The following is a 13,185-nucleotide window of genomic DNA, read 5'->3' as shown; positions in this document are numbered from 1 at the left end:
TGATCTACAGTACAAAAGGTATAACTCACTCATCATTAACAATTTTCAAACAAATTTGTTATTTTAATTGATGCTTTTTTCGCCAATCCTGAGCAAGTTGCGCATCATAGATGAACCCACGAAATTGTGCAATTTTTATACTGGACTTTATGCTTTGTTAAAACGATACAGCGGCAGCAAGTAACGCTCAGCCTCGGTAATGATGGCTTCGTAGTAGTCAGGTTCCAGCGTTCGATACAAGCGTTGTAGCCACATATCGGCCCCTTCACCTTCGACTCTCTGATTCCCTTCCCAGGCGGCCAATAGCTTACTTTTGGCTTTCTGTTGCGTTTGCTCGTCCCATAAAATGGCATCATTCGCCGGTTCGTAACAGGCTTTTATCCACGCCCCCCCACTAATTGGGAGGAGGAGTAGCGGTTGCGTTAACCCTTTCCGATAACCATCAATAAGTTGCTGGAGATAGTTTTTTGCCTGCTCAACATCAAGTGAGGGGAACTTCCACTCGGTCGAATCCCGCCCGAACAAACGGCTTTCACCACTCCCCCCCATCGCACACCAAACCACATGCTCAATCCACAATTGCAAACCATGTGCTGGGTTGAGGATTGATGGCCGCCAGCGCAGCAGGCCGTCTTCCTGCACATCCGACAGCCAGCCTTCCAGACTTGTTCCATCGATGAGCAGCGACACTTCCTGGCTGTTGCCATTTTGCCGTTCGGCTCTCACTTTTTGCGCCAGTTCTTCCATTTCTGTTAACTGGCTTTCCCATAAAATTTCGCCAAAAGCGCCATATGGCAAGAGGCCAGCAGCCCGGTAGCGGCGGAATAATTGCTGAGTGTCATCTTCCTGAACCAGCGTATTCAGTAATTCCTGGTTCATCTGGAAGCGTTCAAGGCTATCTAATGTGAAAGGTTCCGCATCAGGGAGGTCAGTTTCTTCAAGACGGAAATTGATACCCAAACGCATCTGGAAAAAGGCACGCACCGGATGTCGCCAGAAACGTTGTAGTTGATCCAGAGTGATGACGTCATGAACAACTTCTTGTAATGACTGAATAAACGGAACCTGTGCTTCCCCTTGCTCGCTGGCGGCAGGCAACCATTCCCTGGCATAGCTTTGTGCCGATAGACCAGGGATAAAATTCCCCGCCTCAAATGGGGTACGGTTATGCTGCTGAACCAGATGTTTTTTCACACGCTCACTGCTGTCATCGCAGGTTCGTTCAGTGTCTTGCGGCAAGCAATGGCTTTGGGCGATGTAATCCAGGAGTTCATCAACTAATACAGAAGGATAGCGCTGACTGTTGTCCTGAATAGAGCGCCCGATATAACTGATATAGAAGCGCAATTGTGCTGAGTTAAGTGCCTCGAGGAACAAGTACCGATCGTCATCCCTGCGGCTACGGTCGCCGCGCTGAGGCTTCTGACTCATTAAATCAAAGCCAAGTGGTGCCAACGCGCGTGGGTACACCCCGTCATTCATGCCAAGCAAGCACACCACTTTGAACGGGATAGAACGCATCGGCATCAAGGTGCAGAAGTTAATCGGCCCAGCCAGAAAACGTTGGCTAATACGCTCTTGATCTAGCCGCTGCGCCAGCTCCTCTCTTAATAAAATTAAGGAGATGCTTTCCTGATAATGCGACTCAAGACCATATTTGATGATGTCTTGCCACTGCTGTTCAATCAGCGCCAGAGCACCTTCTGTTTCGGTATCAGGCAGGAAGAAGCTCGCCAACATGTCACGGCAAACGGTCGTCCATTCTGCCAATGGACGCGCCACAGATAACTCGCGCCGCCAAATGTTCAGCTGCATTAACAGCTCAGCCAGTTGCCCTACGAGTTCAGCGATTAAGCCACTCGATTCATCATAAGGAAGGATCGACTGCCACTCACCCGCCTGACTATCCATTGCATAACCCAACAACATGCGCGTTAAACCAAAGCGCCAGGTATGTTGCCCGGTAGCCGGAAGATCTAATTCACGAACGTTGTCGTCATCAATACCCCAACGGATACCTGATTCATTCACCCACAGGCGTAAATAACGCAGCCCTTCTTCATTAATGGAGAAACGGGCAGCCAGTGCGGGAACTTCAAGCAGAGCAAGAACATCCTGTGCGGCAAAGCGGCTGTCAGGTAGTGAAAGTAAGGCGATAAATGCTTGTAGCGCCGGGTGAGCTTGTCTTGCCCGCCGGTCAGAAATCGCAAATGGCAAACGACGTTCGCCTGTGGCATTACCGAATACGGCCTGGATAAACGGGCTGTAGCTGTCGATATCAGCCACCATCACGATGATATCGCGCGGTGTCAACGTTGGATCAGCATCCAGCATCGCCAACAATTGATCATGCAACACTTCTACTTCGCGTTGCGGGCTATGGCACTCGTGGAAGGTGACGGAATGGTCTTCTTGAGCAAGGACACGTTTCTTATGACTGTGTTCAAACTCTTCGACGGTAAGTCCTGTGACCGCATTGTTTTGTAACTCAAGCAAATCGAACTGCAAATTACGCAGCAGGTTATTAGGTTTGATATCGACAAAAACGTCTATTTCTTCGAAATGCTGCAGCTCGGCCAACAAGTATGTGTAGTCTCGCCCTAATTTCCCCCACGAGGCCAGTAATGGGTTGCCAATATCTTGCTCACCGTCGTCGTTGAACAGTGCAGAAGCCGTATTGCTGTCTTTAAAAAGTGGCAGCGTAATGTCTTCCTGAGTGTGTTTGCGACGGCGACGGCTGATAAGCCTGGCAAGATAAGACGGGTCTTTAATATCGCCCCAGTAATAGCGGCAAGGGTTGGTAAACAGCAAGTGCACATCAATGTGTTTACCCAGGGCTTGCAGCGCCTGAAGGTAAACAGGTGGTAACGCTGAAATCCCACAAATAAAGACCCGGGATGGCAAACCTGGCGGGCATTCGCTGGCAGATTCAAGAGCCTTAATAAAACGTTGATACAGATTGGCACGGTGCCATTCTGGTTGCCCAAGTTCTTGCGTATGGCGCACCAAAGCCGCCCATAACGGAGCCTGCCACAATTGAGCTTCGCCCACATTGTCGACAAGTTCTCCCTTTTCCCACTGGCTTAGCCAATCTGGGCGATAAACTAAATACTGGTCATAAAGGTCAGCAATTCTTGAAGCTAGCTGAGAGAGTTTTCGACCGTTGTCATCTTCTTCAAGATACTGTTTAAGCAGGGCAAACTCGCTCTGTTCCAGCATTGTCGGGATGAGCGTCATTAACTTCCAGCTCATGCTTTGTTTGTTGAATGCACTTTGCTCAGGGATATTTGGCAGCACGCGCACAAACATATCCCATATAAAGCTCGCCGGAAGCGGGAAGCTGATGTTTGCCGCGATACCGAATTTTTGCGCCAGCGTCATTTGTAGCCATTGCGCCATACCAGTACTTTGTACCAATACCACTTCGGGCTCGAAGGGATCTGGCAAGGGTCGCTGTTCCACAATAAATTCCATAATTGCTTCAAGCACATCCAGCTGGTTGGAATGGTAAACACGCAACATAGAATCGCTACTCCTGATTTTTCTCTTTCTTCAGGCAATGTAACTGTGACAACTGCCCAGTTCGCCCTGCCGGACTCTTAATCGTAACGTCGATGCTGACACATCCAGCCGTGGATGTCTGCTGCCGACTGACTTTCCATTCATCAGTTGGTAAGGGCGATTCTGGTTCACTCATTTCCACCGCAAGCCGCCAAAGTTGTCGGAATTGCCACTGAGACTGAAAACCCTGCTGCAACACCCGGTGATAACCAAGTAAAGCCAACATCACCACAGAAAACAATGCCATAGCACAAAGCACTTCCACCAGGCTAAAGCCTCGCTGTAATGATTTCATTGGGGAAGCTGGCATCGTGTCACCTCATCAAACGGGCAGAAATCCAGCCAGCCATGCGGCACTGCTGACCAGCGTGAGTTGACCAGTATTCCCCATTCCCAAAGAATCAGTGGCGTTTTTTGCCCAGAGACAATACCGAATGCCGCCATAACAGCTTCATTTTTTTCTTGCATTCGCACACAGGCTTTCCAGCCGTTTTCGGTCTGTTGCTGGCAATGCCAGGATTGCTGTGGTTGCCACGATAACTGACTCCCCCAGGATTGAGCCGAGACAGCACTGGCATATTGTTTAAGAAAACCGACCTCACTGGCGACCAGAAATTTTTGGTGGCTTAACTGCTGCTGTAATCCGCTCAGTATTAGCATCCCCAAAGCGAACAGTAACAGGACAAACCCGAGGGTGACGTTACCCCGTTCGAACCGCTTGTTCACTGGTTATACCCCACGACTATATGACGCAGAGACACTGGATTTCGACCACTTTTGGAGGCTGCAGCGAGATCGATAATCAACAGAGATGACATGGCCTGGCGTGCCAAACGGGTAACAGTAAATTTCTGTATCACCATCGTGGCTGGATCGGATAATTTTTCCCAGCCAGAACCTTCGCAACGAGTCGCTCCGCGTAAAGCTTCCAGGTCAGTACCATTGAGCCGAAAACCTGTCTGTTCTGTTTGTGCATGACTAGCAGGTTCCCAACGTCCGTTGCTGTTGCTATCCCATTGCAACAAAACGCATTCTCCCCCTTTGCTCAGCACCAGCCCCTGCCCCGTACAATTTCCGTGGCAATAACCCGCCCGCTGTAGCTGTTTCCCCAAACTAAACGCCAGTTGCCACAACGATTCTTGCACTGTTTCTTTTTGATATTGTTGTAATACCGCGCGTTGGAGCACCGGAAATAAACGGCCAGCCCCCAGCAAGACAATGCTACTTAAAGCCATCGCGATGAGCGTTTCAAGTAAGGTAAATCCCTGCTGGTTTAGCTGCATTTGTTACTCCCTGTCACGTCACACACCCGGATCCGCCCCTGAGCTGAGAGCACCACGCGCCATTTTCCTGTCGCACTTTGCAACGTAACGTGGCCCGGCCAGGCGGTACTTCTGATGCCATAAAATCCAAGCCCTGCTGTTACTTCGGTAATATCGACATCAGCAAAAGGTTGAACCAACCGCCACCGCCCTGTAGACAGGCATTGGGTTGCTTCAATGAGCTTGCTGGACAGGCACCACGTTTTCCCGTGACGATTCACCGTGAGTAAATGGTCACGATTATGCCAGGAGGCATCACTGCGCAGCTGTTCGAATAAATGACGAATCTGTTGGATGGTTATCCACATGCGCTGCTGTTGTTGCCATTGTTGCCAGCCGTACATTCCGCCCGCGCTAAGTATCACGACAATGGCCATCACCACCATCATTTCTATCAGGCTAAATCCGTACTGTTTTGTTTTCATGGCGGCAGTGTGCCAGCCATAAAATTCCTGGCTACTGGCAAACGTTTGATTCTCGAGGCTTCTCGAAGGAAAGATTGGTGGTTGCTTTAGGTTGCAGAAGTGCTGGAAGGAGGCTCGCAATACCATTGCACAGGCAAAAAAAACCGGCGCACAAATGGCACCGGTTATGGCAGGCTGTGACTCGTTAGATAGCGACAGGTGCTTTGATCGCTGGGTGCGGATCGTAGCCTTCAATGTCGAAATCTTCGAAACGGTAGTCAAACAAAGATTCAGGTTTACGTTTGATTACCAGTTTTGGCAGTGCTCGCGGCTCACGTGTTAATTGCAGGCGAGTTTGCTCAAGGTGGTTGCTGTACAGGTGCGTATCACCGCCCGTCCAGACAAAATCCCCCACTTCAAGGCCACATTGCTGCGCCATCATATGCACCAGCAAAGCATAACTGGCGATATTAAACGGCAGACCCAGGAAAATGTCGCACGAGCGCTGGTAGAGCTGGCAAGAAAGTTTGCCGTCAGCCACGTAGAACTGGAAGAACGCATGGCACGGAGCTAACGCCATTTTATCCAGTTCACCCACATTCCACGCCGAAACAATAATACGGCGCGAATCTGGGTCGTTTTTAAGCTGGTTGATCACGGTGGTTAACTGGTCGATATGGCGGCCATCAGGGGTTGCCCATGAGCGCCACTGCTTGCCATAAACTGGACCGAGATCACCATTTTCATCTGCCCATTCGTCCCAGATGGAGACGTTGTTTTCGTGCAAATAGGCAACGTTGGTATCGCCTTTCAGGAACCACAGCAGTTCATGAATGATGGAGCGTAAATGGCAGCGTTTAGTGGTAACCAGAGGGAAACCATCTTGCAAATTGAAGCGCATTTGATGACCGAAAACCGACAACGTACCCGTGCCGGTACGGTCATCTTTTGGTGTGCCGTTTTCCAGCACATGTTTCATCAAATCAAGATATTGTTGCATGTTTCCTCACGAAAGCTGTTGCTGTGGACGGCGACGATACGCCCAAACCATCATAATCACACCGGCCACAATCATCGGAATCGAGAGGATTTGCCCCATGCTGATGTACTGAACCCACGCACCGGTAAACTGCGCATCTGGCTGGCGGAAGAATTCAACGATAATACGGAATGCACCGTAGCCAATCAGGAACAAGCCGGAAACGGCCCCCATCGGACGTGGCTTGCGGATATACAGGTTCAAGATAATGAACAGTACGATACCTTCCAGAACCATTTCGTAAAGCTGGGAAGGATGGCGTGGCAAGACACCGTAGGTGTTAAACAACGACTGCCATTCCGGGTGTGTCGCCAGCAGGCCAATATCTTCACTGCGAGAACCCGGGAATAACATGGCCCACTTGAAGCTCGGATCGACGCGGCCCCAGAGTTCGCCGTTGATGAAGTTGCCAAGGCGACCCGCACCCAGGCCAAATGGAATCAGCGGTGCGATAAAATCAGCAACCTGGAAGAATGAACGCTTAGTGCGGCGCGCAAACCAAATCATTACGCAGATAACACCGACCAGCCCGCCATGGAAGGACATGCCGCCATCCCAGACTTTAAACAGGTACAGTGGATCGGCAAGAAAAGTAGGCAGGTTGTAGAAGAACACATAACCAAGGCGCCCACCGAGGAATACCCCCAGGAAGCCAGCATACAGCAGGTTTTCGACTTCATCTTTCGTCCAACCGCTGCCTGGTTTATTGGCACGGCGGCCAGCAAGCCACATGGCGAACACGAAGCCGACCAGGTACATCACGCCATACCAGTGCAAAGAGACTGGCCCAATGGAAAAAATCACTGGGTCAAATTCAGGGAAATGCAGATAGCCACTATTCATCTGTCACCACAAACCATTGTTACCCCACCGAAAGCCGACGATGGGTTGCAAGTACGCATCTGTGCGGATGCGCTCCGAAAGCAGCGGATCATAGCACAAAGGGCACCAGGGTTAAGTCGCGGAAGTTGTAAAAGATATGTAATACCAGAAGTGAAAGGAAACGACAGGCGCCTTAGCGCCCGCCGCGAATCAAACCGCCCATACCACGACGCTCCATGAAAGACGCGACCTGGTGGCGCACTTCTGTCGCTAGCTGAGCCTCAAGACTACGCTGTGACAGCAATTGCACCTCTTCCAGACTAATGTGGCGCAGCAAATATTTAACACGAGCCACTGAACGGCCGTTCATCGACAAATGGCGATAACCCATGCCAACCAACAGCGCAACACACATTGGGTCGCCGGCCATTTCACCGCACAGACAGAGATCGATGCCGTGACGTTCAGCTTCTTTGGCAATGTGATTCAATGCGCGCAGCATAGCCGGATGCAGGCTGTCATACAGACTTGCGACGCGGGTATTGTTACGGTCAACGGCCAGTAAATATTGCGTCAGGTCATTAGTACCGACAGAGATGAAGTCAACCCGGCTGGCAAGATGGCCCAGCATGAACACCATTGATGGGACTTCCACCATGATGCCAATACGCAGTTTTGGTAATTCATAACCGAGTACTTCTTCTACTTCGCGCCCAGCGCGGTCTATCAGACGACGCGCTTCGTCTATTTCATCGATGCTGGTAATCATCGGCAACAGAATACTCAGGTTGCCAGTGGCAGCATTGGCACGCAGCATAGCTCGCACTTGCACCAGGAAAATTTCGGGTTGGTCAAGCGTGATGCGGATCCCACGCCAGCCAAGACACGGGTTCTCCTCACTGATTGGCATGTATGGCAATTGTTTATCCGCCCCCACATCAAGCGTTCGCAGCGTGACGGGCTTATCGTTAAACATTTGCAACATCCCCTGATACTGGGCGACTTGCTCTTCTTCCGATGGAAAACCACTTTGCAGCATGAACGGGATTTCGGTGCGATACAGACCAATGCCATCAATGCGGCTGCCAAGCAGTTGTTCATGTTCAGGGCTCAGACCTGCATTCAACATCACCTGGACACGCTCACCGCTTTTCAGCGCTGCCGGGCTATCAACGTCATCCTCTACCAGGCGGGTAAGTTCGTTCTCTTCGGTAATGAGGCGCTGGTATTCCTGCAACAGCACCGTTTCCGGGTCAACCAACAATTCACCACGGTAGCCATCGACAATTAAAGTACGGCGATGCAATACCGAAGGCTGAATATCCGCCCCCATAACTGTTGGGATGCCCAACGCACGTACCATGATGGCGGCATGGGAGTTTGCCGCACCGTCGCGCACCACCACACCAACCAGGCGGTTTTGCGGCAACTCGGCGAGCGTGGTTGCGGATAACTCATCGGCCACTAAGACAAAGCGTTCAGGCCACGTGTTCGCACTCTGAATGGTGTCATCGAGATGGAACAACAAGCGTTGGCCGAGGGTACGCAGGTCGCCTGCACGTTCTTTTAAGTAGCCGTCAGTCAGGCTTGCGAATTGCTCCGCAAACTTTTCGATAACTTTTTTAACTGCCCATTCCGCAACCGAGCCTTTGTCCACTTCTTCGAATAATTCTCGACGAAGCCGGGCATCGGTTAACAGGTGCGAATAGAGATCAAAGATAGCTGCCGTTTCTTTCTGAGCCCCAGCTGCAAAGCGTTTGCTGTAGCGGCGAAACTCGTTAGACGCCTCTTCCAGTGCGGCAGTAAGGCGCTCTCGCTCAAGCGTGGTATCCAGTGTCGACGCTTCAGAAACTTGCTCCATTAACGGGAGCGTCGAATCCATCCAGCCCTCAGCAATCGCCACGCCCGGCGATGCAGGCAATGCCCGAATACGTGTCTGGCGGTACTGGCCGAATAAGGCGGCTAACTGTGATTGAGAGAGGATGGCGGCCATTTGTGTGGCGAGTGTGACGAGGAAGGACTCCTCGCTTTCATCATATTGCCGGTGCTCACGTTGTTGCACCACCAGCACACCCAATAACTGGCGTCGTTGGATGATTGGCACCCCAAGGAAGGCTCGAAAACGTTCCTCTTTTACTGCGGGAACATATTTAAAGCTCGGGTGTTTTTGCGCATCAGCAAGGTTTATCGGCTCAGCAAGGCGCCCGACCAACCCGACAATGCCTTCATCAAATGCGAGTGTTATGGTGCGACCACGCGGCTTTTTAAGGCCGCGCGTCGCCATCAGGTAAAAGCAACGCCGGTCATGATCTGCGAGATAAACCGAGCATACCTCGGTGTCCATCGCAAGGCAGATATCTGTAACCAGAATATCCAGCGCCTCATTGAGGCGCGGAGCGCTGGCAACCTTCTCGACTATTTCTCGCAAACGGGTGAGCATTTTTCGCGTGACTTAACCTCTTTTACGTCGCCAGGCAGGCGCGTTATTACGTGGTGGCGCAACTTCCTGCAGCGGCATTACGACGCTGGCAAACTCTTTCATCACCCGACGATAAACATCGCGTTTAAAGGAGACAACCTGACGAACCGGATACCAATAGCTAACCCAACGCCAGCCATCAAACTCTGGGGTACTACTGGTTTGCATATTGATATCGTTATCGCTGCTGATCAACTGCAAGAGAAACCATTTTTGTTTCTGGCCGATACAAACCGGCTTTGTGTCCCAACGCACCAAACGTTTAGGTAACTTGTAACGTAACCAGTTTCGGGTCGAGGCGAGTATTCGGACATCTTTTCGCTGTAACCCCACTTCCTCGAAAAGCTCCCGGTACATTGCCTGTTCCGGGGATTCGCCAGGATTGATGCCACCTTGCGGAAACTGCCAGGAATGTTGACCAAAACGCCTGGCCCACATCACTTGACCCTGCCGATTACAGATTACGATACCAACATTCGGGCGGTAGCCATCATCATCGATCACCGGACTACCTCAAAACAAACTTAGATTAGGGCGATTGTTTCATACAAGCGCTAGACGGTAAACCACTGTGTAACGGTTGCAAGAAGGAATAACAATTGAATAACTCACAAAATATGACCGAGTTATAAACATTAGCCAGTTTGGAGCATGGGGTTTATTCACTTTTTCTGTGGATATAACTGTGAAGAACTACCTGATACTCTCGGGACAACTTAGGATAAGTCTAAATTCATCGTGATTTTCATAAATAAAAAAAACATAAATTTCAGTTAGATAACCAATGATATATCAACTTACACCCAGGAAGTGTGACGATCGTCACATGCCAGAACCTCACACTGATGAAAGATCGACCAATGACGTTTTTATCCACAGATTGTGCCAACAAGTTAGTCACAAACTGGTGAAAAAATGGGTTTTACCCCCCAGTCAAGGCTGTAAATCGAACCAGTAGTGAGCTTTTTTACCAGTTATCCCATTTTTCTGTGGATAACCCAGTGTAAGATCCTGTTCATTGCCAGTGACCAGAATGGGAAAAGGTTTTTACAGAATCCAAAACCTTTCCTTTTTGACGATAAAAATGATTCAAAATCAGTACATTGCCATTCTTACCCCCGACACGCTAAACTATTTCCATCTTGTGGGTAAACCACGTTCATTTTTTAACCGATCGGCAATCAGGCACAATGGAAGCACTTCGTCCTTTACTTAACCCTCCAGAAAACGAACAGATTTTACTGGCTCAAGCCCAGAAACTCGCGGGATATACGCTGGGTGAATTGGCGACGTTAGCCGATTTGCCGATCCCTAAAGATCTGAAACGTGACAAAGGTTGGATCGGGGTTCTACTTGAATTGTGGCTGGGTGCCAGTGCTGGGAGCAAACCCGAGCAAGATTTCGCAGCACTAGGTATCGAATTAAAAACCATCCCGGTTGATAGACTTGGTCGCCCACTGGAAACCACTTTTGTTTGTGTTGCCCCACTCACCGGCAATACTGGCGTGGTTTGGGAAACCAGCCATGTGCGCCACAAGCTAAAACGCGTGCTGTGGATCCCTGTTGAAGGAGAGCGGCAAATTCCGCTGGCGGAAAGGCATATCGGCTCACCATTATTGTGGGCACCTTCAGCAGAGGAAGAGCGGCAGCTACGTTTGGATTGGGAAGAGTTGATGGATTTAATTGTGCTGGGCCAGGTCGAACGTATCACTGCCCGTCATGGTGAAGTACTGCAGTTGCGTCCGAAAGCTGCCAACAGTAAAGCGTTAACTGATGCGGTGGGTGCCGACGGCGCACCAATTCGGACGTTACCACGCGGTTTTTATCTAAAAAAGAACTTTACAGCGGCTCTGCTAGCTAATCATTTCTCGTTGTAGATTCATTTGGCTTGCCCCCTGATTCTGGCTTCCCTTCTGTTTCTTTTAAGAATTTACTGCTTATCATCTCTGGCTAGTCGAGTTATTACTAGACTGTATAGGTCATACCAAACCACACGAGGCGAATAACGATGAAAAAATGGGCAGTTCTTATTTCCGCTGTCGGTCTGGCATTTGCGGTTTCCGGTTGTAGCAGTGATTACGTGATGGCGACCAAAGATGGCCGTATGATCCTGACTGACGGGAAACCCAAAGTCGATGACGACACAGGCTTAGTCAGCTATCGCGATCAGCAAGGCAACGAGATGCAAATTAATCGCGATGATGTTTCACAAATCATTGAACGCTAGAAAATACAGCCTTTAAAGGTCAGCGCCTCGCTGGCCTGTAACACTTTTTCTTCACTTACCCTCTTCCGCTTTTGCTCCCCCTCTGCCATGTTTATAGTCCATTTTTTGTCGGGCGCTCGCCTGACCGATAAGACATAAGAATAAGGAAAGCGGCTATGCAATATCACCGTATCTCCCACAGCTCCCTTGAAATAAGTACGCTAGGGTTGGGAACCATGACGTTTGGTGAGCAAAACAGCGAAGCCGACGCACATGCACAGCTTGATTACGCAGTACACCAGGGCGTTAACCTGATTGATGTCGCAGAAATGTACCCTGTCCCACCACGCCCGGAAACACAAGGGTTAACAGAGACCTATGTCGGTAACTGGCTAAAGCAGCGCGCGAATCGCGAGAAGCTGATCATTGCCACCAAGGTCAGCGGCCCAAGCCGCAATAATGATGTTGGCATTCGCCCAAACCAAATGCTGGATCGCAGGAACATTCGTGATGCGCTGGATGCCAGCCTGAAGCGTCTGCAAACCGACTATATCGATCTCTATCAAGTTCACTGGCCGCAACGCGCCACCAACTGCTTTGGCAAGCTGGGTTATACGTGGACCGATAACGCAGTGCCGGTCACATTGCTTGAAACCCTGGAAGCACTGACTGAGTTCCAGCGTGCCGGGAAAATCCGCTACATCGGTGTATCCAACGAAACGCCGTGGGGCGTTATGCGTTACCTGCAACTGGCTGAAAAACATGATTTACCGCGCATTGTCACCATCCAAAACCCGTACAGTCTGGTAAACCGCAGCTTTGAAGTGGGGCTGGCGGAGATCACTCAGCGTGAAGGTGTTGAGCTGCTGGCCTATTCCTGCCTGGGGTTCGGCACACTGACCGGGAAATATCTCAACGGAGCCAAACCTGCAGGTGCGCGCCACACACTGTTTAGTCGTTTCACACGCTACAGCGGTGAACAAACTCAGCATGCAGTTGCGGCTTATGTCGATGTCGCTAAACGACACAATCTGGATCCCGCCCAAATGGCTTTGGCTTTTGTTCGCCGTCAGCCGTTTGTTGCCAGCACACTGTTGGGCGCAACTACGCTTGAGCAGTTGAAAACCAACCTTGAAAGCCTGCATCTGGATTTAAGTGAAGATGTTCTTGAAGAGTTAGAAGCGGTGAACCGGATTTATACTTACCCGGCACCGTAATCTGAAATTCCCCTCTCAGCCCGCTGTCTCTTATACACAACTCGCTCTGGCAATCTTGTCAGGGCGAGATCTGTTAGCCTCGCAGGTTTTCCGTTCACCCGTGCGTTCAGTTATCTCTTTAATTCCTGCAAACGG

The 13,185-nt window shown here is 50.3% G+C and carries 12 protein-coding genes; 3 read left to right on the top strand and 9 right to left on the bottom strand.

Going from position 1 to position 13,185, the window contains the following annotated elements; all coding sequences use genetic code 11:
• Positions 1 to 147 precede the first annotated feature (147 nt).
• The 9 genes from recC to rppH all read right to left on the bottom strand — a co-directional run bounded on the left by recC (position 148) and on the right by rppH (position 10,131).
• On the bottom strand, positions 148 to 3,522 hold the full coding sequence (gene recC / locus EC843_RS23935; protein WP_133523172.1) for an exodeoxyribonuclease V subunit gamma: 3,375 nt from the start codon (positions 3,520 to 3,522) through the stop codon (positions 148 to 150).
• A 7-nt stretch (positions 3,523 to 3,529) separates the two neighbouring features.
• Positions 3,530 to 3,871, bottom strand: coding sequence for a prepilin-type N-terminal cleavage/methylation domain-containing protein (locus EC843_RS23930; protein WP_133523171.1), 342 nt, complete (start codon positions 3,869 to 3,871; stop codon positions 3,530 to 3,532).
• Complete coding sequence (locus tag EC843_RS23925; RefSeq protein ID WP_133523170.1) at positions 3,853 to 4,287, bottom strand: YgdB family protein; 435 nt, start codon at positions 4,285 to 4,287, stop codon at positions 3,853 to 3,855. The genes EC843_RS23930 and EC843_RS23925 overlap by 19 nt, the downstream gene beginning before the upstream one ends.
• Positions 4,284 to 4,844 (bottom strand): prepilin peptidase-dependent protein, encoded by a 561-nt coding sequence (locus tag EC843_RS23920; protein WP_064543805.1) that lies wholly within the window; start codon positions 4,842 to 4,844, stop codon positions 4,284 to 4,286. Before EC843_RS23920 ends, EC843_RS23925 begins: the two co-directional genes overlap by 4 nt.
• Positions 4,835 to 5,308, bottom strand: a complete 474-nt coding sequence (locus EC843_RS23915; protein ID WP_133523169.1) for a prepilin peptidase-dependent protein — start codon at positions 5,306 to 5,308, stop codon at positions 4,835 to 4,837. The genes EC843_RS23920 and EC843_RS23915 overlap by 10 nt, the downstream gene beginning before the upstream one ends.
• Positions 5,309 to 5,492: 184 nt before the next feature.
• Positions 5,493 to 6,287 carry a thymidylate synthase gene (gene thyA / locus EC843_RS23910; protein WP_064543801.1) on the bottom strand — a complete coding sequence of 265 codons (795 nt, stop codon included), beginning with the start codon at positions 6,285 to 6,287 and terminating at the stop codon, positions 5,493 to 5,495.
• A gap of 6 nt (positions 6,288 to 6,293) precedes the next feature.
• Entirely contained in the window at positions 6,294 to 7,169 is an 876-nt protein-coding gene (lgt, locus tag EC843_RS23905) for a prolipoprotein diacylglyceryl transferase (RefSeq protein WP_064543799.1), read from the bottom strand.
• A gap of 172 nt (positions 7,170 to 7,341) precedes the next feature.
• On the bottom strand, positions 7,342 to 9,588 hold the full coding sequence (ptsP, locus tag EC843_RS23900) for a phosphoenolpyruvate--protein phosphotransferase (RefSeq protein ID WP_064543797.1): 2,247 nt from the start codon (positions 9,586 to 9,588) through the stop codon (positions 7,342 to 7,344).
• A gap of 12 nt (positions 9,589 to 9,600) precedes the next feature.
• A complete protein-coding gene (rppH, locus tag EC843_RS23895; protein ID WP_034457550.1) occupies positions 9,601 to 10,131 on the bottom strand; it encodes an RNA pyrophosphohydrolase in 531 nt (176 codons plus the stop codon).
• A 686-nt stretch (positions 10,132 to 10,817) separates the two neighbouring features.
• Here rppH and mutH point away from each other — a divergent pair.
• The 3 genes from mutH (at position 10,818) to EC843_RS23875 (ending at position 13,050) form a co-directional block, all read left to right on the top strand.
• Positions 10,818 to 11,504, top strand: coding sequence for a DNA mismatch repair endonuclease MutH (gene mutH, locus EC843_RS23885; RefSeq protein WP_133523168.1), 687 nt, complete (start codon positions 10,818 to 10,820; stop codon positions 11,502 to 11,504).
• 131 nt (positions 11,505 to 11,635) lie between these two features.
• On the top strand, positions 11,636 to 11,854 hold the full coding sequence (locus EC843_RS23880) for a YgdI/YgdR family lipoprotein (protein ID WP_064543789.1): 219 nt from the start codon (positions 11,636 to 11,638) through the stop codon (positions 11,852 to 11,854).
• A gap of 155 nt (positions 11,855 to 12,009) precedes the next feature.
• Complete coding sequence (locus EC843_RS23875) at positions 12,010 to 13,050, top strand: NADP(H)-dependent aldo-keto reductase (protein WP_133523167.1); 1,041 nt, start codon at positions 12,010 to 12,012, stop codon at positions 13,048 to 13,050.
• Positions 13,051 to 13,185: the final 135 nt, after the last annotated feature.

The organism is Buttiauxella sp. JUb87, from assembly GCF_004361975.1.
GTDB classification, from domain to species: domain Bacteria; phylum Pseudomonadota; class Gammaproteobacteria; order Enterobacterales; family Enterobacteriaceae; genus Buttiauxella; species Buttiauxella ferragutiae.
The sequence above is the reverse complement of the archived record's forward strand: the minus strand, read 5'-3'. Positions and strand labels throughout refer to the sequence as shown.